Source organism: Actinomadura sp. NPDC049382 (assembly GCF_040677125.1).
GTDB classification, from domain to species: domain Bacteria; phylum Actinomycetota; class Actinomycetes; order Streptosporangiales; family Streptosporangiaceae; genus Spirillospora; species Spirillospora geliboluensis.
The window spans coordinates 1-24,768 of record NZ_JBFARO010000115.1 but is presented as its reverse complement, the minus strand read 5'-3'; the positions used below and the strand labels follow the sequence as shown (position 1 = coordinate 24,768).

The 24,768-nt window shown below is 74.1% G+C and carries 29 protein-coding genes; 15 read left to right on the top strand and 14 right to left on the bottom strand.

Features of this window, described 5'->3' with window-relative positions; all coding sequences use genetic code 11:
- Nucleotides 1-357 precede the first annotated feature (357 nt).
- Genes gvpJ through AB0K34_RS37590 form a run of 8 tightly spaced genes read left to right on the top strand, consistent with a single transcriptional unit; the run spans nt 358 to nt 4,115 of the window.
- Entirely contained in the window at nt 358-804 is a 447-nt protein-coding gene (gene gvpJ / locus AB0K34_RS37625) for a gas vesicle protein GvpJ (protein ID WP_364553549.1), read from the top strand.
- Nucleotides 801-1,577, top strand: a complete 777-nt coding sequence (locus AB0K34_RS37620) for a GvpL/GvpF family gas vesicle protein (RefSeq protein WP_301178213.1) — start codon at nt 801-803, stop codon at nt 1,575-1,577. Before gvpJ ends, AB0K34_RS37620 begins: the two co-directional genes overlap by 4 nt.
- A 5-nt stretch (nt 1,578-1,582) precedes the next feature.
- The gene (locus AB0K34_RS37615; protein ID WP_364553552.1) at nt 1,583-1,834 is read left to right on the top strand and encodes a gas vesicle protein GvpG; all 252 of its coding nucleotides are present in this window, start codon (nt 1,583-1,585) and stop codon (nt 1,832-1,834) included.
- A gap of 12 nt (nt 1,835-1,846) precedes the next feature.
- Nucleotides 1,847-2,107, top strand: a complete 261-nt coding sequence (gene gvpO / locus AB0K34_RS37610; RefSeq protein ID WP_301178212.1) for a gas vesicle protein GvpO — start codon at nt 1,847-1,849, stop codon at nt 2,105-2,107.
- Between the two features lie 52 nt (nt 2,108-2,159).
- Complete coding sequence (locus tag AB0K34_RS37605) at nt 2,160-2,549, top strand: gas vesicle protein (protein ID WP_364553551.1); 390 nt, start codon at nt 2,160-2,162, stop codon at nt 2,547-2,549.
- Complete coding sequence (locus AB0K34_RS37600; protein ID WP_364553548.1) at nt 2,546-3,442, top strand: GvpL/GvpF family gas vesicle protein; 897 nt, start codon at nt 2,546-2,548, stop codon at nt 3,440-3,442. Before AB0K34_RS37605 ends, AB0K34_RS37600 begins: the two co-directional genes overlap by 4 nt.
- Nucleotides 3,439-3,645, top strand: coding sequence for a gas vesicle protein (locus tag AB0K34_RS37595; protein ID WP_301175847.1), 207 nt, complete (start codon nt 3,439-3,441; stop codon nt 3,643-3,645). Before AB0K34_RS37600 ends, AB0K34_RS37595 begins: the two co-directional genes overlap by 4 nt.
- Nucleotides 3,642-4,115 carry a gas vesicle protein K gene (locus tag AB0K34_RS37590; RefSeq protein WP_364553546.1) on the top strand — a complete coding sequence of 158 codons (474 nt, stop codon included), beginning with the start codon at nt 3,642-3,644 and terminating at the stop codon, nt 4,113-4,115. The genes AB0K34_RS37595 and AB0K34_RS37590 overlap by 4 nt, the downstream gene beginning before the upstream one ends.
- A gap of 43 nt (nt 4,116-4,158) precedes the next feature.
- Here the strand turns inward: AB0K34_RS37590 and AB0K34_RS37585 are convergent, their stop codons facing one another.
- Nucleotides 4,159-5,010 carry a methyltransferase domain-containing protein gene (locus AB0K34_RS37585; protein WP_301175849.1) on the bottom strand — a complete coding sequence of 284 codons (852 nt, stop codon included), beginning with the start codon at nt 5,008-5,010 and terminating at the stop codon, nt 4,159-4,161.
- A gap of 29 nt (nt 5,011-5,039) precedes the next feature.
- On the opposite strand from AB0K34_RS37585, the gene AB0K34_RS37580 reads away from it, so the two are divergent.
- Nucleotides 5,040-6,524 (top strand): PLP-dependent aminotransferase family protein, encoded by a 1,485-nt coding sequence (locus tag AB0K34_RS37580; protein WP_364553544.1) that lies wholly within the window; start codon nt 5,040-5,042, stop codon nt 6,522-6,524.
- Between the two features lie 32 nt (nt 6,525-6,556).
- Here AB0K34_RS37580 and cydC read toward each other — a convergent pair whose 3' ends face one another.
- The 6 genes from cydC to AB0K34_RS37550 form a co-directional block, all read right to left on the bottom strand.
- Nucleotides 6,557-8,275: a thiol reductant ABC exporter subunit CydC gene (cydC, locus tag AB0K34_RS37575; RefSeq protein WP_301175851.1), complete on the bottom strand. Its 1,719-nt coding sequence runs from the start codon at nt 8,273-8,275 to the stop codon at nt 6,557-6,559.
- Nucleotides 8,272-9,882 carry a thiol reductant ABC exporter subunit CydD gene (cydD, locus tag AB0K34_RS37570; protein WP_301175852.1) on the bottom strand — a complete coding sequence of 537 codons (1,611 nt, stop codon included), beginning with the start codon at nt 9,880-9,882 and terminating at the stop codon, nt 8,272-8,274. Before cydD ends, cydC begins: the two co-directional genes overlap by 4 nt.
- 13 nt (nt 9,883-9,895) lie before the next feature.
- Nucleotides 9,896-10,639: a cytochrome d ubiquinol oxidase subunit II gene (locus AB0K34_RS37565; protein ID WP_301175853.1), complete on the bottom strand. Its 744-nt coding sequence runs from the start codon at nt 10,637-10,639 to the stop codon at nt 9,896-9,898.
- A 48-nt stretch (nt 10,640-10,687) separates the two neighbouring features.
- Nucleotides 10,688-11,938, bottom strand: coding sequence for a cytochrome ubiquinol oxidase subunit I (locus tag AB0K34_RS37560; protein ID WP_301175854.1), 1,251 nt, complete (start codon nt 11,936-11,938; stop codon nt 10,688-10,690).
- A 122-nt stretch (nt 11,939-12,060) separates the two neighbouring features.
- Nucleotides 12,061-13,152: an MFS transporter gene (locus tag AB0K34_RS37555; protein ID WP_364553540.1), complete on the bottom strand. Its 1,092-nt coding sequence runs from the start codon at nt 13,150-13,152 to the stop codon at nt 12,061-12,063.
- Between the two features lie 167 nt (nt 13,153-13,319).
- Nucleotides 13,320-13,883 carry a TIGR03086 family metal-binding protein gene (locus AB0K34_RS37550; RefSeq protein WP_364553538.1) on the bottom strand — a complete coding sequence of 188 codons (564 nt, stop codon included), beginning with the start codon at nt 13,881-13,883 and terminating at the stop codon, nt 13,320-13,322.
- A gap of 179 nt (nt 13,884-14,062) precedes the next feature.
- Between AB0K34_RS37550 and AB0K34_RS37545 the strand changes: the two genes are divergently transcribed.
- Nucleotides 14,063-14,653: a helix-turn-helix transcriptional regulator gene (locus AB0K34_RS37545; RefSeq protein ID WP_364553536.1), complete on the top strand. Its 591-nt coding sequence runs from the start codon at nt 14,063-14,065 to the stop codon at nt 14,651-14,653.
- Nucleotides 14,654-15,222: 569 nt separating this feature from the next.
- On the opposite strand, the gene AB0K34_RS37540 is transcribed toward AB0K34_RS37545, so the two are convergent.
- On the bottom strand, nt 15,223-15,732 hold the full coding sequence (locus AB0K34_RS37540) for a GNAT family N-acetyltransferase (RefSeq protein WP_138641731.1): 510 nt from the start codon (nt 15,730-15,732) through the stop codon (nt 15,223-15,225).
- A gap of 104 nt (nt 15,733-15,836) precedes the next feature.
- On the opposite strand from AB0K34_RS37540, the gene AB0K34_RS37535 reads away from it, so the two are divergent.
- Nucleotides 15,837-16,397: a hypothetical protein gene (locus AB0K34_RS37535; RefSeq protein ID WP_138641732.1), complete on the top strand. Its 561-nt coding sequence runs from the start codon at nt 15,837-15,839 to the stop codon at nt 16,395-16,397.
- Between the two features lie 15 nt (nt 16,398-16,412).
- Nucleotides 16,413-16,940: a hypothetical protein gene (locus tag AB0K34_RS37530; protein ID WP_364553534.1), complete on the top strand. Its 528-nt coding sequence runs from the start codon at nt 16,413-16,415 to the stop codon at nt 16,938-16,940.
- Between the two features lie 129 nt (nt 16,941-17,069).
- Here AB0K34_RS37530 and AB0K34_RS37525 read toward each other — a convergent pair whose 3' ends face one another.
- Both AB0K34_RS37525 and AB0K34_RS37520 read right to left on the bottom strand, forming a co-directional pair.
- The gene (locus tag AB0K34_RS37525) at nt 17,070-17,789 is read right to left on the bottom strand and encodes a DUF72 domain-containing protein (protein ID WP_364553532.1); all 720 of its coding nucleotides are present in this window, start codon (nt 17,787-17,789) and stop codon (nt 17,070-17,072) included.
- 39 nt (nt 17,790-17,828) lie between these two features.
- Complete coding sequence (locus tag AB0K34_RS37520) at nt 17,829-18,284, bottom strand: hypothetical protein (RefSeq protein ID WP_364553530.1); 456 nt, start codon at nt 18,282-18,284, stop codon at nt 17,829-17,831.
- A gap of 82 nt (nt 18,285-18,366) precedes the next feature.
- On the opposite strand from AB0K34_RS37520, the gene AB0K34_RS37515 reads away from it, so the two are divergent.
- Nucleotides 18,367-19,392, top strand: coding sequence for a tyrosine-type recombinase/integrase (locus AB0K34_RS37515; protein ID WP_364553529.1), 1,026 nt, complete (start codon nt 18,367-18,369; stop codon nt 19,390-19,392).
- Between the two features lie 48 nt (nt 19,393-19,440).
- Here the strand turns inward: AB0K34_RS37515 and AB0K34_RS37510 are convergent, their stop codons facing one another.
- Both AB0K34_RS37510 and AB0K34_RS37505 read right to left on the bottom strand, forming a co-directional pair.
- The gene (locus tag AB0K34_RS37510) at nt 19,441-20,079 is read right to left on the bottom strand and encodes an HAD-IB family phosphatase (RefSeq protein WP_364553527.1); all 639 of its coding nucleotides are present in this window, start codon (nt 20,077-20,079) and stop codon (nt 19,441-19,443) included.
- Between the two features lie 46 nt (nt 20,080-20,125).
- A complete protein-coding gene (locus AB0K34_RS37505; RefSeq protein WP_364553526.1) occupies nt 20,126-20,563 on the bottom strand; it encodes a DUF1707 domain-containing protein in 438 nt (145 codons plus the stop codon).
- Between the two features lie 186 nt (nt 20,564-20,749).
- On the opposite strand from AB0K34_RS37505, the gene AB0K34_RS37500 reads away from it, so the two are divergent.
- On the top strand, nt 20,750-21,415 hold the full coding sequence (locus AB0K34_RS37500; protein ID WP_364553550.1) for a DedA family protein: 666 nt from the start codon (nt 20,750-20,752) through the stop codon (nt 21,413-21,415).
- 143 nt (nt 21,416-21,558) lie between these two features.
- Nucleotides 21,559-22,329: a phosphatase PAP2 family protein gene (locus AB0K34_RS37495; protein ID WP_364553524.1), complete on the top strand. Its 771-nt coding sequence runs from the start codon at nt 21,559-21,561 to the stop codon at nt 22,327-22,329.
- 83 nt (nt 22,330-22,412) lie between these two features.
- Here AB0K34_RS37495 and AB0K34_RS37490 read toward each other — a convergent pair whose 3' ends face one another.
- Both AB0K34_RS37490 and AB0K34_RS37485 read right to left on the bottom strand, forming a co-directional pair.
- Nucleotides 22,413-23,078, bottom strand: coding sequence for a response regulator transcription factor (locus tag AB0K34_RS37490; RefSeq protein WP_364553523.1), 666 nt, complete (start codon nt 23,076-23,078; stop codon nt 22,413-22,415).
- Nucleotides 23,075-24,768 (bottom strand): histidine kinase (locus tag AB0K34_RS37485; protein WP_364553522.1); only part of this gene is annotated, 1,694 nt, incomplete at its 5' end. The genes AB0K34_RS37485 and AB0K34_RS37490, both read right to left, overlap by 4 nt.

Below are 24,768 nucleotides of genomic sequence, written 5' to 3'. Positions count from 1 at the left end.
CCTGCCCGGCCGCGCGAAGGCGCTGGCCAGGCTGGTGACGCTGCGGCGGTTCCTGCGGGCCGCGCCGGTCGCGGCGGCCGCCGTCGCCGGCGTCGCCGTAGGCCGCCTCACCGCCAAGAGGCGCTGACCCCCGCACCGCCGGCAACCGCCCCCTACCGGACGCCCCCGGGCAGGCCCCGGGGGCGTCCGCACGCCCACCCGCTGACACGCGGAGAAACCGCACCGTGACGGCCCGTGGACGGACGCCGACCGGCCCGTGACCAAAACCAGACCTCCCGTTTAGAGAGATCGGTGTGGGTACACCGGGGTCCATGCCGAACCTCAATCCCATACAAAACCCCCAGCAGAGGAGATGACATGACTGGGCCGATCGCCCAGCAGACTTCGGGCAGCAACTACGTCCAGCGCGGCGGATCCAGCAGCAGCCTCGCCGACGTCGTCGACCTGATCCTGGAGAAGGGCCTGGTCATCGACCTGTACGCGCGGGTGTCGCTGGTCGGGATCGAGATCTTGACCATCGACGTGCGGATCGTCGTCGCCAGCGTCGACACCTACCTCCGCTTCGCCGAGGCGGTGAACCGGCTCGACATCGCCCACGACGGCACCTCCCAGGGCCTGCCGCAGTTCGTGGAGGGCATGCAGGAGTCGGGCGCGAAGAAGAAGACCCGCGGCGCCCTGGAAGGCGCGCAGGAGCGGCTGAAGGAGACCTTCGGCGGCGGCGACTCCGACTCCAAGGACTCCGGTGAGGAGCGGCAGCCCGCCCGGCGCCGCTCGTCCCGCAAGAAGGAGGACGAGGACGAATGAGCACGCCGCAACCCCCCGCCGGCGCCGGCGCCCCGCAGTACGTGTACGGAGTGACCCGCGCGGACGCGCGGCTGCCCGACGGCCTCGCCGGCCTGGACGACGCGCCCGTGGCGCTGGTCGGCGACGGCGGCCCCTGCGCCGCGGTCGTCAGCGACCTGCCCACCGGCCGCGCGCTCGGCGAGCGCGCCGACCTGGTCGCCCACCAGCGGGTCCTGAACGCCCTGGTGGAGGCCGGAACCGCGGTCCTGCCGTTCCGGTTCGGCGCCGCGCTGGCCGACCGCGGCGCCGTGGAGAAGGAGCTGCTGGCCGGCAACGCCGACCGCTTCGCCCAGGTCCTGGACGGCCTGGAGGGCCGGGTCGAGCTGCGCCTGAAGGCCACCTACGTCCAGGACGAGGTCCTCGGCGAGATCATCGCGGCCGAACCGGAGATCGCCGAGCTGTCGCGGCGGCTGCGCGAGGTCCCGCCGGACGCCGCCGACGCCGTCTACTACGACCGCATCCGGCTCGGCGAACTGATCGCGCAGGCCATGGAGCGGCGCCGCGGCGGCGACGGGCAGGCCCTGCTGGACCGGGCCGCGCCCGCGGCGGAGGCCTTCGCCCGCAAGACGCCCGCCCGCGAGGAGGACGTCCTGGACGCCTCGTTCCTGGTCCGCGCCGACCGCCGCGAGGCGTTCGAGCGGGCGGTGGAGGAGCTCGGCCGCGAGCACGCCGACCGGATCCGGATCCGGCTGATCGGGCCGCTGCCGCCCTACGACTTCGTCCCGGAGGCGTGACCGCGATGGGACTGTTCACCGGCCTGGTGACGCTGCCGCTCGCGCCCGTGCGGGGCGTGGTGTGGCTGGCCGAGACCCTCACCGAGCAGGCCGAGGCGCAGCTGTACGACCCGGCGCGGATCGCCGCGGAGATGCAGCAGGTCGCCGACGAGGCCGCCGCCGGCGAGATCACCGACGAGGAGGCCGCGGCCCGCGAGGACGAGCTGATCCGCCGGCTCAACGAGGGCCGGGCCCGCGGCTACCGGCCGGGCGGGTGACGGGAGGCCGCGATGCTGTCCGCGTCCGAGGCCGCCAAGCGGGCGGCCGAGCACGTCACCGCGATGACCGGCCGCGCCGCCGAGAGCGTGGTGGGGATCGAGCGCGCCGGGGAGGGCGGCTGGCGCGTCACGGTCGAGGTCGTGGAGACCCGCCGCATCCCCGATTCGGCCGACATCCTCGCGGCCTACGACACCGAGGTGGACGCGGAGGGGGAGCTGGTCGGCTACCGCCGCGCCCGCCGCTACCCCCGCGGACGAGTGGAGAGGGACTGAACGCGACGTGAGCGAGATCTCCTGGACCGGCGCCCGGTCCCCGGCACGGTCGATGGCCGGCGAGCGGACCTCGGCCAACCTGGCGGACCTGCTGGAGCGCATCCTCGACAAGGGGATCGTGATCGTCGGGGACGTGCGGGTGAACCTGCTCGACATCGAGCTGCTGACCATCAAGCTGCGGCTGCTGGTGGCGTCGGTGGACCGGGCCAAGGAGATGGGCATCGACTGGTGGGAGCACGACCCGTCGCTGTCGTCCAAGGCCCGCCGCGACGACGCGGCGGGCGCGGGCGACCGCGACGAGCTGGCCGCGGAGAACCGGCGGCTCCGCGAACGCCTCGCCGCCCTGGAGGCCGGCACCGCCGGCACCGCCGCGGACGGCGCGGACGGCGGCGGCGAGCGCGACGCGGCCCGCCCGGCACCCGGGAAGGAGTCCACATCATGACCGGCACCACCGAAACCGGCACCGAGACCGGCACCGCCACGGCCATGGGCGGGGACAGCGCCGTCTACCTGTACGGGGTGGCGCGGGGCCTGGACCCGGCCGCGCTCGGCGGCGCCGCCGGGGTGGGCGGCGCGCCCGTGCGCGGCGTCGCCGCCGGCGGGCTGACCGCGCTGGTCAGCACCGTCGCGCTCGCCGAGTACGGCGAGGCGGCGCTGCGCGCCAACCTGGAGGACCTGGCGTGGCTGGAGGCCACCGCCCGCGCCCACCACGACGTGGTGGACCGCGCCGCACGCACCGCCCCCACCGCCCCGGTGCGGATCGCCACGATCTACCGCGACGACGGCCGCGTCGCCGAGGTGCTGGCGGCGCAGGGCGAGCGGTTCGCCGAGATCCTCGACCTGGTCTCCGGCCGCGCCGAATGGGGCGTGAAGGCCTACGCCGACCCCGAGGCCTTGCGGGCCGGCACCGACCCCGGTGGGGGGCTCGAGCCCACGGCCGAGCCCCTCACCGGCCCCAACCCCGGCACCGGCGACGCACCGGCCGCCGGCGCGGGCACCGCCTACCTGCAGCGCCGCCAGCGCGAACGCCGCCGCCGCGCCGACGCGGGGCGGCGGGCCGCCGAGCAGGCCGCCGCCGTCCACGCCGAGCTCGCCGACCACGCCGTGGCGTCCCGGCACCACCCGCCGCAGGACCCGCGCCTGTCCGGCCGCGCCGGCACGCAGATCCTCAACGCCGCCTACCTGCTGGACGAGGAGCAGGCGGCGGGGTTCCTGGCGGTGGCGCGCGCGGCGGGGGACCGGCTGCCCGGCATCGAGGTGGAGGTGACGGGGCCCTGGCCGCCGTACTCCTTCATCGAGGCCGCCGCGCCCGCCCGGACGCCGGGGGACGCGTGACGGCCGTCCTGGACCACGGCGCCGACGCGCCGCTGGAGCGGATCGCGCTGGTGGACCTGCTCGACCGGCTGCTGGCCGGCGGCGTCGTCATCGCCGGGGACCTGGTGATCTCCATCGCCGGGGTCGACCTGGTGCAGGTGTCGCTGCGGGCGCTGATCACCACCGTCCGCGACGAGCTGCTGCCCGAGGAGGACCGCCCGTGACCGACCACGCCCCCCACCACGACCACCATGACTCCTACCGGGGCCGGGAGCCGGTGACGGGGGAGGTGTCGGTGCGCGACCCCGCCCCCGGCGACCCGTTCACCGACGACCTCCTCACCGGCCCCGCCACCGGCGGCGGCCCGATGCGGGCGGCGCCCGCCCGGGAGCGGGACCTGCGCGAGCGGTCGTCCCGGACGATGCAGCGGCTGCGGTCCGACCCCGAGACGGTCGAGCGGGACCTGGTCAAGCTCGTCCTCACCCTGGTCGAGCTGATCCGCCAGCTCATGGAGCGGCAGGCGCTGCGCCGCGCCGAGGGCGGCGACCTCACCGACGCGCAGATCGAGGACCTCGGGCTGGCGCTGATGCGGCTGGAGGAGGCCATGACCCGCCTCAAGGACCACTTCGGCCTCGACGACCACGACCTCAACCTCGACCTGGGCCCCCTCGGCCCGCTCCTGCCCGACGACTGACCGCCCGGCCCCCGCCCGGCCCCGCGCGGGGACCGGCGGGGCGTCAGCCCGGGTTCACCGCCGTCGCCTTGAAGAACGTGTAATGGAACGTCCCCTCCGGCCCGGCGGCCCGCAGCAGGTCGGCGACACCGCGGTCCCAGTCGGCGGGCGTGGCCAGCCCCGCCGCGACCGCCTCGTCCCGCACCGACGCCATCATCGCGGTGAACGTGGCGCGCGTGAACGCCTCCGCAAGGCCCGGCCGGTCCCGGTCGGTGTACACCGTGCGGGGACCGGCGCTCACCCCCGCGTACCCGGCCGCCGCCAGCAGCGGACGCAGCCGCCGCCCGATCAGCGCGTCCCCGCCCGCCGCGGCCTGCAGCGCCACCTGGTGCGCGATCACGGCGCGGGCGTGGGCGCTGTCGGGGTGCAGGAACGCCGACCCGTGGTCGCCCTCCACCACCGTCAGCGTCCCGCCCGGCCGCAGCACCCGCCGCAGCCCCGCCAGCGCGCCCCGCGGATCCGGCAGGTGCTCCAGCACGAAGCAGACGAACACGTGGTCGAACACCCCGTCGCCGAACGGCAGGTCGTACAGGTCCGCGCGGCACCACTCCACCCGCGCGCCGGGACGCTCGGCCTCCACCCGGGCGCGGGCCCGCGCCAGCGACGCCGCCGAGACGTCCATCGCGGTCACGTGCGCGCCGGGGGAGCGGGCCACCAGGTGCACCGTCTGCGCGCCGACCCCGCACCCGGCCTCCAGCACGCGGCTGCCCGCCGGATAGGACGTCCCGCCGTGCAGCAGCTCGGCGAGCGCGTCGGCCTGGTCGCCGAGCCGCCGCGCCTCCCGGACCGAATACCCGTGCACGTAACCGGCCGCCGCCCCCGCGCCGCCCCCGGCCGCCATCGTCATCGTCTCCATGGGACCCACCCTGGGGCCACAATGGTCCGGTGCACAGGTCCAATCGCGACGAAACCGACCGGGCCATAACCCGCGGGTCGGACTTCCTGCAGCTCGACCCCGCCGACGCCCCGCCCAGCGGCCTGGCGGACTGGCTCGCCCGGCGGCTCCGCGACGCCATCGCCGACGGCCGCCTGCCCGTCGGCGCCCGCCTCCCGCCCACCCGCACCCTCGCCGCCGACCTGCGCGTCTCCCGCGGCGTCGTCACCGACGCCTACCAGCGCCTCACCGACGAAGGCCACCTCGCCGGACGCGGCCGCGCCGGCACCGTCGTCGTCGCCGCACCCCTCACCCCGCCCCCGGCACCCGCCGCCCCGCCCACCACCGCGCCCCGCCCCGACCCGTTCCACGGCGCGCCCGGCGCCGACGCCTTCGACGCCCTGCGCGCCGCACCCGCCCGCATCGACCTCACCCCCGGCGTCCCCGACCTGTCGGCCTTCCCCCGCGCCGCCTGGCAGCGCGCCGAACGCACCGTCCTGCGCGACCTGCCCGCCGCCGCCCTCGGCTACGGCGACCCCCGCGGCACCCCCGCCCTGCGCACCGCCGTCGCCGACTGGCTCGCCCGCAACCGCGGCATCCGCGCCGACCCCGCCGCCATCGTCATCACCGCGGGCACCGCCCAGGCCCTCGGCCTCATCGCCCGCGCCCTCACCGCCGCCGGCACCCGCACCGTCGCCGTCGAGGACCCCGGCTCCCTCGGCGCCCGCCAGCACCTGCGGCACGGCGCCATCGCCACCCCGCCCGTCCCCGTCGACGCCGACGGCGTCCGCGTCGACCGCCTGCGCGCCACCGCCGCGCCCGCCGTCCTGCTCACCCCCGCCCACCAGTTCCCGACCGGCGCCGTCCTGTCCGGGCCCCGCCGCCGCGACCTGCTGGCCTGGGCCGCCGCCGGCGGACTGATCATCGAGGACGACTACGACGCCGAGCACCGCTACGACCGCCCGCCCGTCCCCGCCCTGCGCTCCCTGCTCACCGACCGCGTCTTCTACGCCGGCAGCGTCTCCAAACTCCTGGCCCCCGCCCTGCGCACCGGCTGGCTCCTGCCGCCCCCCGCCTTCCTGGACGCCGTCATCGCCGAGAAGCGCTTCGCCGACCTCGGCAACGCCGCCCTGCCCCAGCTCGTCCTCGCCGAACTCATGGCCACCGGCGCCATGGAACGCGCCCTGCGGCCGCTGCGGACCCGCCACCGCCGCCGCCGCGACACCATGATCGACGCGATCCGCGCGCACCTGCCCGGCGCCGCCGTCCACGGCGCCGCCGCCGGCCTGCACCTCACCATCACCCTGCACCCCCGCACCGACGACACCGCCCTGGCCGCGGCCGCCCTCCGCGAAGGAGTCAAGGTCCAGCCGCTGTCCTGGCACGCCCAGCGCCCCGGCCCGCCCGGACTCGTCCTCGGCTACGCCGCCGCCACCGCCACCGACATCACCGACGGCATCGCCGCCCTCGGCCGCGCCCTCAAAACCCTCACCTGAACACCCTGCCCGACCACCAGGGGCGAAGGCCGTCACGCCGCCAGCAGCTCCGCCTCCCACAGATCCCGGTAAGCACCCGGCACCGCCACCAGCTCCGCATGCCGGCCCCGCTGCACCACCCGCCCCCGGTCCATCACCACCACCTCGTCCGCCGAACCCAGCGCCGCCAGACGATGCGTCACCAGCAGCAGCGTCCCCCCGCCCGGCGCCTCCAGCAGATCCCGCGTCAACGCGTCCGCCGCCACCGGATCCAGCGCCTCGGCCGGCTCGTCCAGCACCAGCACCGGCGGATCGGCCAGCAGCGCCCGCGCCAGCAGCAGCCGCTGCCGCTGCCCGCCCGACAGGCCCCGCCCGCCCGCGCCCACCACCGTGTCCCACCCCTCCGGCAGCGCCTCCACCACCTCGGTGAACCGCGCCCGCGCCGCCGCCGCCGCGAGCTCGGCCTCACCCGCGTCCGGACGCGCCAAAAGCAGGTTCGCCCGCACCGTCCCGGCGAACACGTGCGCGTCCTGCACCAGCCCCCGCACCGCCGCCCGCACGTCCCCGGGCGCGTACCGGGCCACCGCCCGGCCGCCCAGCAGCACCGCCCCCGACACCGCCGCGACCTCACCCGACACCGCCGCCAGCAGCGTGCTCTTGCCCGCCCCGCTCGCCCCCACGACCGCGACCCGCCGGCCCCGCCCCACCCGCAGATCCACCCCGTCCAACGCCACACGCCCGCCATAGCGGACCCGCACCCCCAGCAGCTGCACCTCCAGCGGCCCCCGCGGCACCGCCACCGGACACGACACCGCCAGCTCCGCCGGAGCCGCCAGCACCGCACCCACCCGCCGCACCCCCGGCCACACCTCCCGCAGCCGCTGCGCCGCACCCGCCAGCGGCAGCACCGACTCCACCGCCACCAGCGCCGTCAACGCCAGCACCGCCGCACCCACCTCGTCCACGCCCGCACGCAACCCCGCCCACACCGCCGCAGCCACCACCGCGCCCTGCACCGCGAAACCCGCCGCGGCCACCACCGCCGCCACCCGCGCACCCGACCGCTCCGCACGCTCCAGCCGCCCCGCCGCGTCCCGCGCCCGCGCCGCGAACCGGTCCGACGCACCGAACACCGCCAGATCCGCCGCCCCCTCCAGCACGTCCAGCGACGCCACCGCCAACGCCTCACGCCCCGCCGCGGCCCGCGCCGCCGCCCGGCCGCCCGCCACCGCAGCCGCCACCGGCAGCACCACACCCGCCACCAGCACACCCGCCGCCACCACCAGCCCCGCCCGCACGTCCACCGCCGCGCACACCGCCACACCCGCGCCACCGCACACCACCGCCGCGAACGCCGGCAGCACGCACCGCAGCAGCAGATCCTGCACGGCGTCCACATCCGACACCATCCGCGTCAGCGCATCACCGTCCCGCACCCGGCCCCGCACCGTCGCGGACGACGCCGCCAACGCGTCGAACACCCGCCCCCGCAACTCCGCCAGCGCCCGCAGCGCCGCGTCATGCCCCGCCAGCCGCTCCACATACCGCAGCGCCCCCTTCGCCAACGCGAACCCCCGCACCGCCACGATCGCCAGCGACAGCGCCGCCAGCTCCGGCCGCTGCGCCGCCCGCGCGATCAGCCATGCCGCCGCCGCGATCAGCCCCAGCCCGCACAGCTCCGCCGCCGCACCCGCCAGCCCCGCCGCCACCAGCCGCACCGCATGCGGGCGCACCGCACCCCACACGCCCCGCAGCCCGCCCGACCCGTTCACGCCGCCTCCTTCTCCCGCGCCGCCGCGACACGGCCGCCCTCCAGCCGCACCACCCGGTCCACAAGCCCCAGCAGCGCCGGACGATGCGCCACCACCACCGCCGTCCGCCCCGCCAGCAACCGGCCCGCCGCCTCCACCAGCACCCGCTCACTGTGCAGATCCAGCCGCGCCGTCGGCTCGTCCAGCAGCATCACCGGCCCACCCGACAAGAACGCCCGCGCCACCGCCAGCCGCTGCCGCTGACCCGCCGACACCCCAGCACCGCCCTCACCCAGCACCGTCGCGAACCCCTCCGGCAACTCCTCCACGAAATCCGCGGCCGCAGCCCGCGCCGCCGCCCGCACCTCCGCGTCCCCGGCCCCCGGATCACCCAACCGGATGTTGTCAGCCACCGACGCCGCGAACAGATGCGGACGCTGCGGCACCCACCCCAGCCGCGCCCGCCACGCCGCCGCGTCCAACTCCGCCAGATCCACCCCGTCCACCAGCACCCGCCCCGACTCCGGAACCACCAGCCCCGCCACCACCAGCAGCAGCGTCGACTTGCCCGCACCCGACGGACCCGTCACCGCCACCCGCTCACCCGCCGCGACCCGCAACGACACCCGGTCCAGCGCCGGCTCCGCCGACCCCGGATACCGCACCGTCACCTCCTCCAGCACGATCTCCGGCACCCCGCCCCCCGGAACCACCCGCCCCGGCGCCGGGGGAGCGGGCACATCCAGCGCCCCGAACACCGCCTCCGCCGCCGCAACCCCCTCCGCACTCGCGTGGAAACGCTGCCCCAGACCCCGCAACGGCGCATACACCTCCGGCGTCAGCACCAGCACCAGCAGCCCCGACGCCAGCACCATCCGCCCGTCCAGCAGACGCAACCCCACCGGCACCGCCACCAGCGCCACCGACAGCGCACACACCAGCTCCAGCACCAGCGACGACAAGAACGCCACCCGCAGCGCCCGCACCGTCGCCCGCCGATGCTCACCCGCCAGCTCCCGCACCACCACCGACTGATGCCCCGTCCGGCCGAACGCCCGCAACGTCCCCAAACCCGCAAGCACATCCCGGAAATGCCCGCCCAACCGGTGCAGCAGCCCCCACTGCCGGCCCGTCAGCGCCGCCGTCCGCATCCCCACCAGCGCCCCGAACACCGGAACCAGCGGCAACGTCACCGCCACCACCAGCGCCGACGCCCAATCCACCGTGAACAGCCGCACCAGCACCAGCAGCGGCACCGCACACGCCGCCAGCAACTGCGGCACATACCCGGTGAAGAACGGATCCACCGCGTCCAAACCCCGCGTCAGCAGCGTCACCCGCGACCCCGCGTCACCCGCCGGGACACCCAGCAGCCCCGCCCGCAGCCCCCGCTTCACCCGCGCCGCCGCCCGGCCCGCCACCAGCGTCACCGCCCACGCCAGCACCGCCCGCACCGCCACCGCACCCGCCAGCCACGGCAGCGGACCCGCATCCAGCCCCGCCACCGCCCGCACCAGCAGCTCCGCCTGCACCACCAGCAGGACGCCCTGCCCCACCGCCAGCACACCCAGCCCCGCCACCACCCGCCGGGGCAGCAACCCCAGCAGACGCCGCTCGACCGCCTTCACCGCCCGCCACCGCCTACAGGTACGACGGGGCCTCGACCCGCCCCCGGAACGTCCACCACACCAACGCCTGCGACCCCAGCAGGAACGGCAGCACCACCACCGTCCCCACCACCGTCAACGTCAGCCCGCCACCCGCGGCCACCACCTCCGACCACGGCAGCTCCACACCCGCCACCACCGGCGCACCCGCCATCACCAGCGCCGACAACCCGTACCGCGCCGGCACCCGCGCCGCCCGCGCAGCCAGCCCCTCCGGCAGCCGCCACCGCGCGAACCCCGCACCATGCCACGCGAACAGCACCGCCAGCGGCAGCCCCAGCACACTCCCGGCGTTCAACCCGCCGCCCGCCACCACCGAACCCAGCACCGACCCCCACGCCAGCGCCAGCGCCCAACTCCCCGCCACGATCGCGCCGTCCCACAGCGACCGCCACGCCGCCGCGTCCACCCGGCCCCGCAGCCACAACCCCATGTCGCGCACCACCCAGCCGATCAGCAGCACCACGACCAGCGGATACAGCTCCTCCAGCAGCCGGTGCTCCAACCCCGGGAACGCACCCGCCACCAGCCCCGCCGACGCCACCAGCCACACCTCGTTGCCCAGGAAGAACGGCGCGAACGACGCGATCACCAGCCGCCGCTCCCGCTGATCACGCCCCAGCCAGGGCAGCAGCATCCCCACCCCGATGTCCGCGCCGGCCAGCACCAGATACCCGCCGGCGAACAACGCCAGCAACAGCACCGCGAGAGAATCCATGATCAGGCTCCAGTCGAAACGTCGTGCGCCACTTCGGAACGACGCGCGTCAGAACGTCGGGCTCATCGCCGGGACCGGCGGCTCCGCCGGGGGAGAGGCACCCAGCCCCGCCCCCTCCGGCCCCCGCCGCGCGAACCGCGCCAGCAGCCACGCGTTCACCCCGAACAGCACCGCGAACAGCACCGAGAACGCCGCGAACGACACCGCGACCGTCCCCGAACCCACCCCCGGCGACAACGCGTCCTCGGTCTTCAGCACCCCGTACACCATCCACGGCTGCCGCCCCACCTCACGGAACACCCACCCCGCCACCATCGCCACATACGGCAGCGGCACCGCCACGATCATCAGCACGTGGAACACCCGGCCCCGCACCAGCCACCGCCCGAACGGCAACTTCACCAGCGCCACCCCGGCCACCAGCATCATCAGCGACCACATCGACATCATCAGCGCCTCACCGACCCCCGCCAGCCCCGGCGCCATGTAGTCACCCGGACCGAACCGCGCCGTGAAGTCCGCCACCGCGGCCGCCGCGTCGTCCCCGCCCGACTTCGTCGGCTGGACGTACTGGAACTGCATCCCCCCGAACACCACCACCGGCATCACCGACAGCACCACCGTCACCAGACCGATCCGCATCGACCGCCGGAAGAACTCCACCTCCGCCGTCCGCCGCAGCAGATGGAAACCGCTCACCCCCGCCATGAAGAACCCCGCCGTCAGCAGGCCCCCGAACAGGACGTGGAAGAACGCCAGCACCGCCGTCGGATTCGCCAGCAGCGCCCCCGCATCGGTCAGCCGCGCCGTCCCGTCCACCATCTCGAAGCCCACCGGACGCTGCAGCCAACCGTTCGCGACCAGCACGAAGTACGCCGACAGGTACGCCGTCAGCGTCACCACCCAGATCAGCGCCAGATGCACCCACCGGTTCAGCCGATCCCACCCGAAGATCCACAACCCCAGGAACGTCGACTCCACGAAGAACGCGATGATCGTCTCCAGCGCCAGCGGCGCCCCGAACACGCTCCCCGACACCCGCGACAGACCCGACCAGTTCAACCCGAACTGGAACTCCATCACCAGCCCCGTGACGATCCCCACCGCGTAGTTCACGACGTACAGCTGGCCCCAGAACCGCACCATCCGCGCGTGCACCGCACTGCCCGACACCGTCGCCCGCGTCTGCGTCAACGCCACCAGCGTCGCCAGACCCAGCGTCAGCGCCACGAACAGGAAATGCGTTCCCGCCGTCAACGCGAACTGCACCCGCGCCAGCATCAGCGCGTCCACACCCATCAGCGCACACTCCAAGGATCGCCCCGCAAAGACCCCACGATCCTCGGCCCCCGCACCCCACCGGCGAATCGGGCGAGAGCGTGCAACCGCCATGCGCTTTTTGCGTAGCCGCCCCGCCCCGCCTACATCTCCCGATGTACGCGCCGCCGCCGCGCCCCCAACCCCAGCACTAACGCCACCACCGCGTACGGCACCGCGGCCACCCCCATCAGCACCCCCGCGTCCGCCCACCGCGACCCCAGCGCCCACCCCGCGAACACCAGCACCGCCACCGTCTCCGCACCGAAACCCGCCACCGACGTCACCGTCGCCCGCGCCCCGTCGCCGATCCGCTCCTGCAACCGCGCGTCCGCCGCCGCCATCGCCCACCGGAACACCCCGAACGCCGCCGCCACCAGCACCAGCCCGCCCGCATGCCCGCTCAACGAACCCGCCGCAAGGCACACCGCACCCACCACCAGCACCGGCGCCAGCCACCGCGCACCCCGACCCGCCAGCCACCCGCCCACCGCGTCACCCACCGTCACCACCAGAACCAGCAACGGCACCGACGCCGCCGCCACCCCCGTCGACCGCACCAGCAGCGGCACATACTCGTCCAGCGACGTCACCCCCTCCAGCACCACCACCAGAAGCAGCGCCCACCGCACCGCCGGCTCCCGCCGCACCTGCGCCCACCCGTCCCGCACCACCGCCCTCAGCGACGGCTCATCCCCGCCCGCACGCGACCCCCGAACCTCCGGCAGGAACCACCCCGCCACCGCGCACGCCGCGCACACCACCGCACTCGCCACCCCCAGCGCCCGGTAACCGCCCACCGCCAGCACCGGCGACGCCACCGCCGACGCCGCCACCACCGCCAGCAGCGACACCGCCTCGGACCGGCCGATCACACGCGCGTACGCACCCGCCGCACCGACCCGCTCCAGTTCCTCGTACACCAGCGCCTGCATCGTCCCCGAACGCAGCGCCGACCCCACGCCCCACAGCACGAAACCCACGGCGAACACCGGGAACGACGGAAAGAACGCCCACAGCACGAAGCCCGTACCGGGCAGCAGGGGAGCGACCACCAGCAGCAACCGGCGTGAGAACACATCCGCCCACAAACCGGACGGCAGCTCCAAGAAGAACGCCGTGGCCGACCACAGCGCGAACAGCGACGAGATCTCAGCGGGGGACAGCCCGGCGTCGGCGAACAGCACCGCGTACACCGGGTACAGAAGAACGAAATCCTCGAGGAACGCGTAGGCGTACAGCCTCCGCGCGAGCCCCGCCTCAGGTGAAGATCAATGTCGTCGGCGCATACCCGCACCCTAACCGCCGCACCGCCCCCTGCGCACCCCGGTATCCGGGGCAGGGGAGAGGCCGGTCGGACGGGTCAGGCGGCGGGGTCGCGGCCGAACAGCGCCAGCAGCCGTGCCTGGGAGTCGGCGTCGCCGGGCACGGGGACCTCGGCCCCGAGCATCCCCGCCTCACGGCCCCGAGGCGCCATCGCCTTCGCCGTCTCCAGCGCCGCGTCCACCAGGTCCGCAGGGAGCACCACGGTCTGACCGGTCGCCCGCGCCAGGTCCCAAGTATGCACGAGCAGCTCCAGCGGATACTGCTCGATCCACTCGCGCACCGTCATTTCGATGCCCATCGCCAGCGGAACCCGCCGATCCAGCGCAGCGGGCGTCAGCTCCGCCGTCATTCTGGCGCGGACCTCGCGCCAGGACGCCAGCGGGTCCGCGCCGGCGACCTCCCGCCAGTCCGGATCGTTCTGGGGGAGCGGCCGCCCGGCCGCCCGCAACTCGACCACCAGCAGCCCGGCGGTGACGTGCCCCGCCACATCGACGGCCGCCCAGCCCTCGCACGGCGACGGCGACAGCCACCGGTCCGCCGGCACCGCCGCCAGCACCGCCTCGAACGCGTCCAGCGCACGGACGAACCCTTCAGGAACCACGTCGCCACCACCTCGCCGGGCCCGGGAACACCGTCATGCGAACCCCGCCAATCTAACGATCAGCGCGGCGCACGTCCGCCTCTTTTCCGCGTTGATCGTCCGCCGAGCAGGCTGGCACCCCCGCATGGGAGTGGGAGAGTGGCGGCATGGGGACTGCCAATCGCACGCTTACCGCAGACGTGATCGCGGCACTGACGTACTGGCCCGGCATCCTTTACGGCGGCCAGAAGAACCCTCCGGACCCGGTCGACGTCTCCGTCCTGCACCCTTTCTTCAACGAATTGCTGCAGGATCTGCCCTGGTGGAACCGCGACTGGAAAGTCACCCGCGTCGAACCCGGCAGCCCCCTGGAGATCGCGAGCGGTCACGACCGCGGCAGGACGAGGTTCACTGAGACCTCCGTGCCCGGCACCGTCGGCCCCGGCGATGGGGAGAGCCTGCCCTTCGTCGCGAAGGTCAGGTTCGAAGACGACCAACTGATCAGGTTCCAGGCCAAGGTCGGCGACCTGCTCATCGAGCCCGCGGCCGCACCGGCCGGCCAACTGGAACCGCATCCGTTCGGAAACGTGTTCAGCGGACTGATGGACCTGCGCGGAATCCCGAGCAGGGAAATGGCGGAGCGAACCACACGATCGAGGTCCACGATCCACATGCTGCGCAGCGGAAGTCTCAATCCGCATCCCGTTCTCGTCAAGGAGATCGCCAACGCCTTGGACATGTCCGAAGCGGACATCAAGGTGATTTCCGGGCTCGATGAAGGCGATATCTGATCCGCAGCGGCGCCTGCAACAGCAGAGACCAGGGGAGTGCCCTCGGTCAGGCCGGCCGACAATCTCGCGTAAGCAGCCAGGGGAGCGGACGGTACGGCAGGGCAGGCTCGCGGATGATTGTCGACTGCAGCCAAGCAAGGCGGCAGCGCCGGGCGGTTCTCCTGGCGGCCGCGATGGCGATCCGAACGATCTTGGAGACTGGCCGGGTGACGCCGCCGCGGACGCAGTAGCCAACTCGGCGTCGGCGGAGCGAGTGCGGAGTTCGACTTGTTCGCCATGTCACGCGGACGAGTGGCACGAAGGGAGCCGGGCTCGTCTTCGAGGGGGCGACGAGGACGCCACGGGCCGTCCTCACCCGCAGAGGTCTTCTTTCGGAACAGTCAGACCGGCTGAGGGGCCTCGCGCGGTCCGGAATCGGGTCTACTTAACATAATGTGCATTATCGACCAGCGATCAGACCTGGCGGGATAGGGGCGAACCGGGCGAGATTGTGCGTGCTACGTTCGGCGCGCGTACTCCGTCGAGCGTCTGCGGATTCTGCTCGCGGCACCGGTCGTCCGGCCGAGGTCTCAGTGCGCCGAGGTGAGCGCGATCCAGTAGCGATCTTCGCCGCGGATTCGGCCGTCGCGCACGCCGCCGTTGGCGATGATCACCCGGCGGGACGGCTCGTTGTCGGCGGCGCAGGTCAGCAGGACGCGTTCCAGGCCCAGCCCGCGGCATTCCACCAGCCCGGCGGCGAGCATCCGCGTGGCGTGCCCGCGGCGCCGCCACGGCGCGACGACGTGGTAGCCGATATGGCCGCCGACCTCGGCGAGCTCCGGCGTCAGGCGGTGCCGGACGATCAGCGTCCCCAGATAGTGCTCGCCCGCCACGTACCAGAACGTCGTGCACGGCACGCCCCACCGCTCCTGGACGCCGCGGCGCCGCGCGACGAACGCACCGAAGTCGCGGTATGCCTCGTCCAGCCAGTCCATCGGGTCGCCCGCCGCCAGGTGGTCGGCCCGCTCCCCGGCCAGGAACGACTCGCGCACCGCCGTGGTCGGCGGGATCAGGCGCGGCGCCGGGACGAGGAGGCTCACGCGCCCAGTGTCCCCGATCCGGCAGTGTCCCCGATCCGGGAACCGGGGGCGGCGGCGCGGGAGTCTCACACCCGTCCCCTGATCCGCAACGACGAAAGGTGATCGTGAGCGAGCACCTCGACCAGGTCTTCGGCCGGCTCGTCAACCGCAGCTGGGAGCGGTTCTCCGAACAGCTCCACACCCGCGAGATCGACGACCTGCTCGTCGGCGCCGTCATCACCGCGGCGGTCGCCCAGGGCAACGCCCTCATCGACCTCAACTCCGACGGCGACCACCACTACCTGCGGTTCCAGCACCGGGAACGCAAGCACCGGCTGATGTTCCAGCTGACGCACCTGGCCGGCAGCGTCACCGCCGCCAAGACGCTCGGGCAGCACGCCGCCGTGACGATGGCCTACGGCGAGTACGTCCAGGACGCACGGACGGTGTGGCAGGCGCTGAAGTCGGAGGTCAAGAGCGGTTTCCTCGACGTGGGCGAGCCGGGTGTGTTCACCGTCGACGCCGACCTCGGCACCGGCTACGTGTACGTCCAGGTCCCCCTGCTGCTGGACCTGGACCAGTACTTCGCCGGCCACTACACGGTGAAGTACCCGGTGCTGCAGGAGCACATCGCCGCCGTCGCCCAGGCCTGCGCGAAGTACCTGCACGGCCGCATCGCCGCTTGAACGGGAGGACCGCCCATGCTTTCGATGATCAACAAGTTCAAGAACAACGCCGAGGCGCGCGAGAGCAAGGACGAGGCGCTCATCGGCGAGATGGTGTTCACGATGGCGCACCTGGGGTGCCCCGTCATCGGGATCAAGTCCGGCGGCGACCTGCAGTACGTGCGGTTCAAGCCGGTCGGCGACCCCGTCCTGTACAGCTTCACGATCGTGCTGGACCGCAAGACCGGCGACGGCGTGCTGCAGCAGGCGGTGCTCGGCAGCAAGGCGACGCTGACGTTCGTGGCGGAGGTGAAGAACCACATCGCCGATCCCGACGACCTGGTGGCGATGTTCCGCACCGACATGGCGAACATGCTGCGCAGCCCGTGGTTCGGCGACGTCAAGCTCGACCACCAGCTCAACTCGGTCACCGCGACGAAGAAGCAGCTGATCGACATCGACGACTACGCGGACGCCGACGGCGCCGACCGCGACCGGCTGCGGCAGCTGCTGCAGGGCACGATGCAGGAGCTGCGGGAGAAGGTCGCCCCGTACAAGAAGTGACGGCGGGCGGGGGGCGGCGCGAGGGTGTCGCCGCCCCTCCCCTCCGCGGCCGTCGTGCCGCTCCCCTGTGGTCTCCGTGGTTGACCGGACAGAAGCTGGATTCTGTCCGGTTTGCGTAGTTTGTTATCTTTAATCCGTTTCGGGGTGCGCGGTGAGCTCGGCGAAGCGCAGTGCGTTGCGGACGGCCGCTCCTCCGGGGTCGTTGTTGAAGTAGACGTAGGCGTCGTCGGCGCCGGCGAGTTCGTCCGCCCAGCCCTGCAGGGTCTCGTCGTCGTAGTCCGGCCAGGGCTCGGCGGGGCCTTCATGGAAGCGCAGGTAGAGCCAGCCGGTGGTCCGCCACAGCGGCGTCTGGGGGCGGCCGAGGCGGTCGGTCCAGCACAGGGCGGCGCCGTGGCGCTCCAGGAGGCGGCGGGTCTCGTCCGTCCACCATGAGGGGTGGCGCGGCTCGACCGCGACGCGCACGCCCGCCGGGAACCGCTCCAGGCACGCGGCGAGGCGGTCGAGTTCGGCGCGCAGGGTGGGCGGGAGCTGCAGCAGAACCGGCCCGAGCTTGGGACCGAGCCCGGCGGCGGCGTTCATGAGGCGCTCGACGGGCTCGGCCGGGTCGGTGAGACGCTTCATGTGGGTGAGGTAGCGGCTCGCCTTCACCGCCATGACGAAGCCTGGCGGGGTGCTCCCCCGCCACTGCTCGAACGTCTCACGGCCCGGCAGCCGGTAGAAGGCGTTGTTGTTCTCCACCGTGGCGAAGACGTCGCCGTAGTGCCGCAGCCAGCGCCGCTGCGGGAGGCCAGGCGGGTAGAGGACGCCGCGCCAGTCGGCGTACTGCCAGCCCGATGTGCCGATGAGCATCGGCCCCTCCCCCTCGTCCAGCGGCGCCCTCGGGGGTGGTCATACCCGCCGGTGGGGTTCCAGGGCGCGGATGTAGTCGACGAGGCGGACGCCGATCTCGAAGGGGGCGTCGGGGGCGTCGAGGTCGAGGTCGGGCCAGGTCTCGGAGATCCGGCGCCAGGTGCCGCGGCCGAGGAAGGGGCCGGTGGCGGGGTCGTCGCCGAGGTCGGCGCGCCAGCGCGGCTCGGTGGTGCGCAGGCGGGCGAGGGCGGCCTCGTTGGCGGGTTCGTCGCGGTGCTCGGCGTGGAAGCCGATCTCGACGGCGTGGGTGCGGGCGCCGGGGGCCAGTTCGGCGGGGATGACCTGGGCCTCGTAGTGCTCGCGCTGGGGTTCGGGGTCGCCGAACCACGCCTTGACGCCGTTGTGGCGCACCTGGACGCGGGGGCGTCCGAGGCCGGGCGGGGTCGAGGCCCGGACGATCTCGCCGACCTGGTCGAACAGTGCGCGGTCCGTCACGGTGCCGATGTTACGGGGGTTTCTGTCGGTGGCGGACGGTAGCGTCCGGCGGGTGCGTCCTTCCGATGTTCAGCGTCTGACGGTGGCCGAGTGCGTGGACCGGTACGGGGAGATGGTGCGGGCGAAGACCTCGACGGGCGCGCTGGCGCCGGCGTCGGCGGAGGTGTACGCGCGGGACGTGGTGACGTTCGCGGCGCTGGCGGGTGCGGAGCGGGTGCTGGACGATCTGACCGGTGAGGACGTCGATGAGGTGCTGCTTCGGTTCGCGCGCAAGCCGGATGAGCGGCGCCGGGTGCGGGCGGTGGAGCCGGGGGGCGGTCCGGTGCAGAGCGCGGCGTCGCAGGCGCGGTTCCGGCGTTCGGTGTCGGCGTTCTTCCGGTACGCGGTGGTGGCGGGGTGGGTGCAGCTGAATCCGATGGACGCGGTGACGGTGCGGCCGAAGCACCGGGGCGGGCTGCGGGCGGAGCGGCGGGCGCTGACGGTGGAGCAGGCGGAGGGGCTGCTGGGGGCGGCGCGCGAGCTGGCAGAGGCGCCGGTGTCGGCGCCGCGGCGGCGGGCGGATCAGCGGACGGAGCTGCGGGACGGGCTGATCGTGCTGCTGCTGGCGGCGGTGGGGCCGCGGGTGTCGGAGCTGACGGCGGCGAACTCGGAGGACTTCTTCGTCAACGGGGGGACGCGGTACTGGCGGATCTTCGGTAAGGGCGGGCGGACGCGGGATGTGCCGCTCCCCCGTCCGGTGGTGGAGGTGCTGGACGTGTATCTGGCGGACGGGCGGCGGCTGCTGGACCGGGGGCGGGAGCCGAAGGCGCTGCTGCTGTCGTGGCGGGGGCGGCGGTTGGCGCGGGGTGATGTGCAGGGGGTGATCGACCGGGTGCTGGAGCGGGTGGAGCCGGTGCGGCGGCGGAGTGTGACGCCGCACGGGCTGCGGCATACGACGGCGACGCATCTGCTGGCGGCGGCGACGGACATGGACGCGGTGCGGCGGGTGCTGGGGCATGCGGACCTGTCGACGCTGGGCCGGTACCGGGACGAGTTGCCGGGTGAGCTGGAGGCGGCGATGCGGGTGCATCCGCTGCTGGGCCCGGTGGAGGGCCGGCGCGGCGGCTGAGCCGGGCGGCGCGGCTTCTGCCGCGTGGCGCGCTTGGTCGAGGGGCGGTCAGGTGGTGGAGAGGGTGCGGGCGAGGGTGTAGGCCTCGGTGAGGTCGGTGCCGCGGTAGTCGAGGGCGGCGATGTCGGCGAGGTGGTGGTCGGCGTTGACGGCGACGGTGTTGGTGAGGTGGCGGAACAGGGGCGCGTCGGACATGGAGTCGCCGTAGGCGGTGCATTGGCCGAGGGTGAGGCCGTGGCGGGTGCGGAGCCGTTCGGTGATGCGGACCTTGTCGGCGGGGGTGAGGATGCCGGCGGGGTCGAGGGTTCCGGTGAAGGGCATGGGCGGGAAGCGGGAGGCGATGACGTCGTCGAAGCCGAGGTCGAGGAGGCGGTGGGCGAAGAAGTCGGGCGACATGGTGATGACGGCGGAGTGCTCGCCGCGGGCGCGGATGTCGGCGCAGACGTCGGCGATGCCGGTGAGCCAGGTGGCGGCGGTGTAGGCGGTGGCGACGACGGCGGGGGTGAGGTCGCGCCAGAGCCGGTGGATCTCGGTGGAGAAGCCGCGGGTGTCGAGGGTGCCGGCGGCGAAGCGCGCCTCGAGTTCGTGGAGTTCGGGGAGGGTGCCGAGGTGGCGGGCGATCTCCAGGTTGGCGGTGGTGCCGTTCAGGAGCGTGCCGTCCATGTCGAAGATGTGCAGGTGTCCCACGGGATGTGCAGTGTGCCGGAGGGGTGGGGCGCGGCGCGAGTGGTTTTCAGTCGTCGTCGGAGGGCCAGATGGCGTAGGAGATGAGGATGGCGGCCCAGATGCCGAGGGGTGCGGCGGGCCAGAAGAAGGTCCACTCCCCCTCGCGGAGGGCGTTGACGGCCCAGATCGCGGTCATGATGGCGGCGCCGCCGGTCCAGTAGCGCCATTCGGCGGCCCATGCGCGTTTGTCGGCCTGGTCGCGGGCGGCGCGGCGGGCGGTGTCGGCGCGGGTGCGGGCGGCTTGGGAGGGGGGCAGGTCGGCGGTGAGGCGGTGGAGGTCGCCGCGGGTGGTGGCGGTGAGGGCGCGGTGGAGGCGGTGGTGGTGTTCGGCGGGGTCGAGGGCGCCTTCGGTGAGGGCGTCGGTGAGGCGTTGGGCGGTGGTGTCGCGGTCGTGGTCGGAGGCGCGGACGTGGTCGTCGGTCGGGTGTTCGGTTCGGTGTTCCATGGTGGGCTCCCCCGGGTGGTGTGGTTCCAGGGTGGTGGTGCGAGGGGGTGCGGGTCGTCCTCCGGTATGAGGAATGGGCGGTACATCGTTCGCAGGACGCGGGGTCGGACCCCTGTCGTAAGTCGGGGGTGGGTGTGGCCGTTCGCGGGATCCGCCGGGGGGTGATCGTTTTCTAGCGTCGTGGGCATGGACGGAATCCTTGGTGTGGTGGACACGGCCGTGACGTCGCCGTGGTTCTACCTGGTGTTGTTCGCGGTCGCGGTGATCGACGGGTTCTTCCCGGTGGTGCCGAGCGAGAGCCTGGTGATCACGGCGGGGGTGTACGCGGCGTCGGGGAGTCCGGAGCCGGTGGCGGTGGTGGTGCTGGCGGCGCTGGGGGCGTTCCTGGGTGATCATGTGTCGTATCTGGTGGGGCGCCGGGCGGGTGGGCGGCTGGTGCGGGGGTTGCGGGTGGGGACGCGGCGGCATGCGGCGTTCGGGTGGGCGCGGCGGACGATGGCCGAGCGGGGCGGGTTGATCCTGGTGGTGGCGCGGTATGTGCCGGGTGGTCGGACGGCGGTGACGTTGACGATGGGTGCGGTGGGGTACCGGTTGCGGTGGTTCTCGGGGTTCGCGGCGGTGGCGGCGGTGTCGTGGGCGCTGTACGGGACGTTGCTGGGGTATGTGGGCGGGGTGGCGTTCGAGGACGATCCGATCAAGGGTGTGGCGGTGGGGTTGGGGTTGGCGTTGTCGGTGACGGGTGTGGTGGAGGGGGTGCGTTTCGTGCGGCGGCGGCGTGGGCCGGTGGAGGCGCGCCGGGTCGAGGAGGAGGGGGCGCCGGTGGGGGCGTCGGGTGTGTCACCGGGTCGGTGATGCTGGGCGATCGGGCCGATCCGCGGGGTGATCGGGGAAAGTGACCGGCTTGGCGCGGTCGTGGCCATAGGGTGAACTCCGGTGGTCCGTCCGGTGTCTCAAGGGTGTCGGGCAGTGGCTGCCCGTTGAGTGTGAGGGAGAGTATGGGAGCGCCGGATTTCAGCGCCGATCTGTACCGGGAGATCACCGAGTTCGCGCAGGGCACGCCGTCCTGGGTGCATGAGGTGGCGGATGTCGGGACGGATGCGGGGCTGCTGTTGTTCGCCGTGCTGTTCGTGGCGGGCTGGTGGCGGGCCCGGGGTCTGGACGCGCGGGCGATGGGGCTGGCGCTGGCGGCGCCGTTCGCGGTGGTGTCGGCGTATCTGGTGAGCGAGGTGTCGAAGAGCTTCATCCAGGAGGAGCGGCCGTGCCGGGCGGTGGCGGGTGCGGTGCACATCGCGGCGTGTCCGGCGCCGGGCGACTGGTCGTTCCCGAGTAATCACGCGACGATCGCGGCGGCGTCGGCGGCGGCGATCGTGGTGGCGTGGCGGGCGATGGCGCCGCTGGTGCTGCCGTTGGCGGCGCTGATGGCGTTCTCGCGGGTGTTCGTGGGCGTGCATTATCCGCATGATGTGGCGGCGGGGTTCCTGGTGGGTGTCGTGGTGGCTCCGCTGGTGGCGCTGGTGCTGGTGCGTGCGCTGCGGCCGCTTGTGGAGGGGTTGCGGGGCGTGCCGGTGGGTGCGGTGCTGCTGGGTGCGCGTGCGGTGGGGGCTGGTGCGGGTGCGCCGGTTCCGGCCGGTGCCGCGGGTCCGCTGGACGGGCCGGCGCCGCAGGGCGGTCTGGGTGCGGTGGCCGGTGCCGCGTCGGTGGACGAGGCGTCGGTGACGATGCCGGACGTGATGGGCGGTGTGACGCGCCGGGGTCCTCTCGGTTAGTCGGCGCGTCGGTCGGTCGACGCGAGGGACGGGCCGTTCCGGGTGGTGGTGCCACCGGGAGCGGCCCGTTCGGTGTTCCGGGGTCAGTGGTGGGTGTCGTCGCCGACGAGGCCGGCTTCGTAGGCGATGACGGCGGCCTGGACGCGGTTGCGGACGTCCAGGCGGGTGAGGATGGCGCTGACGTAGGCCTTGACGGTGCCTTCGACGAGGTGGAGGCGGGCGGCGATCTCGGCGTTGGACAGGCCGGCGCCGAGCAGGGCGAGGACGTCGCGTTCGCGGGGGGTGAGGGCGGTGATGCGGGCGCGGGCGCGGGCGCCGCCGGCGAGGCGGCCGCCGCCGATCTCGGTGATGACGCGGTGGGCGACCTTCGGGGACAGGTAGGCGGCGCCGTCGGCGACGGCGCGGACGCCGGCGATGAGGTCGCGGGGGTCGCCGGATTTGAGGAGGAAGCCGCTGGCGCCGCCGGACAGGGCGCGGGCGATGTAGTCGTCCTCGCCGAAGGTGGTGAGGATGATGACGCCGGTGGCGGGGGCGGTGCGGCGCAGTTCGGCGGCGGCGGCGAGGCCGTCGAGGCGGGGCATGCGGATGTCGAGGAGGGCGACGTCGGGGCGGTGGCGGTGGGTGAGTTCGACGGCTTCGTGGCCGTCGGCGGCCTCGGCGACGACGTCGATGCCGGGGTCGGCGGTGAGGATGGCGCGGACGCCGGCGCGGATCATCGTCTCGTCGTCGGCGAGGAGGGCCCGGATCACTCGTTCTCCTGGTCGGTGGGTCGGGGGGTGCCGCGGTTGCGGTCGGGGTCGAGGGCTGCGGTGGAGTAGCTGTTCTTGCTGGTGAGGTGTCCGCCGGTGAAGCAGAGGCGGTAGATGCGGGCGGCGCCGAGGAGGTTGGCGTCGGGGCGGTAGTAGCGGCAGTCGGCGCGGGGTGGTTCGGGGACGGCGGCGTGGACGACGCCGGCGTCGAGGGTCTGCCTGCGCGGGAGGGTCTGTTGGACCTGGTGCTGGGGTGTGCCGACGCGGAGGGCGGCGTAGTCGGCGGGTGGGAGGACGGAGTTGAGGGTGGCGTAGATGTAGTAGCCGGCCATGACGGCGCCGAGGGCGGCCATGAGCGCGATGGGGACGGTGATGGCGGTGATGAGGCCGCGGCGGACCTGGAGGCGTTCGCGGGCGAGGTGGAGCGCGGATTCGGAGGGCCACTCCCCCGGTGGGAGGGGCGGCGCGTCGGGTGCGGGTGCGGTGGGCGGGGTGTCGGGGAGGCGGGCGGTGAGGGTGAAGCCGCCGCCGGGGTCGGGGGCGGCGTCGAGGGTGCCGCCGAGGAGGCGGACGCGTTCGGTGAGGCCGGTCAGTCCGCGTCCGCCGGCGGGCAGGAGGGGTGTGTGGCCGGGCGGGGGTTCGTTGGCGACGGTGATGTGGAGGGTGTCGCGGGGGCGGGTGAGGGTGACGGTGATGGGGGCGCCGGGGGCGTGTTTGGCGGCGTTGGTGATGGCCTCTTGGACGATGCGGTGGGCGGTGAGCGCGGCCATGGGGGCGAGGTCGTGCAGGGCGGCGGCGCCGGTGAGGTTGACGGGGACGCCGGAGGCGCGGGCGCGGTCGACGAGGTCGGGGATGGTTTCGCGGGCGGGGTTGACGGGTGCGGCGGGGTGCGGGCCGCCGGGGTCGGGTGGGGTGTCGTCGCGGAGGACGCCGATGATCTCGCGGAGGCGGTCGGTGGCGTCGGCGGCGCCGGTGCGGAGCTGGGCGGCGGCGTCGCGGTGGCGGTCGTCGAGTCCGGGGGCGACCTGGAGGGCGCCGGCGCGGACGGCGATGAGGGCGAGTTCGTGGCCGAGGGAGTCGTGCATGTCCTGGGCGATGCGGGCGCGTTCGCGGAGGCGTTCGCGTTCGGCGATGATGCGCTGCTGGTGTTCGAGGCGTTCGGCGCGTTCCCAGCCGGCGTGCAGGAGTTCCTGGTGCTGGCGCCAGTAGCGGCCGATGAGCCAGGGCAGGACGCCGAGCAGGACGAGCCAGACGGTGGAGGGGAACCAGACGGCGACGTCGAGGCCGCGGGCGGTGGCCAGGGCGGTGCCGCCGATGAACACGGCGGTGAAGCCCCATAGGAGGGGTTGGGGGCGGGCGGTGCGCAGGCCGGCGAGGTAGGCCAGGACGGGCATGGCGAACACGAAGTTGCCGTGGACGAGGTTGAGGGTGATGGCGGTGAGGAGCGCGGTGGTGGGGCGGGCGCGGGAGACGGCGACGGCGGCGGCGAGGGCGGCGAGTCCGGCTCCGCGCAGCCACCAGGTGGCGAGGTGGGGCTGGAGCGGGGAGATCATGTCGACGGCGACGGGGAACGCCAGGGCGCCGTAGAGGAGGGTGTCCTTGACGCGTGCGGCGCGGTTGGGGCGGCGGATCGCGGTGCGCAGCGCGGCGGGGTGGGCGTCGCGGGCGGCCGCGCGCAGTGCCCGGGCGG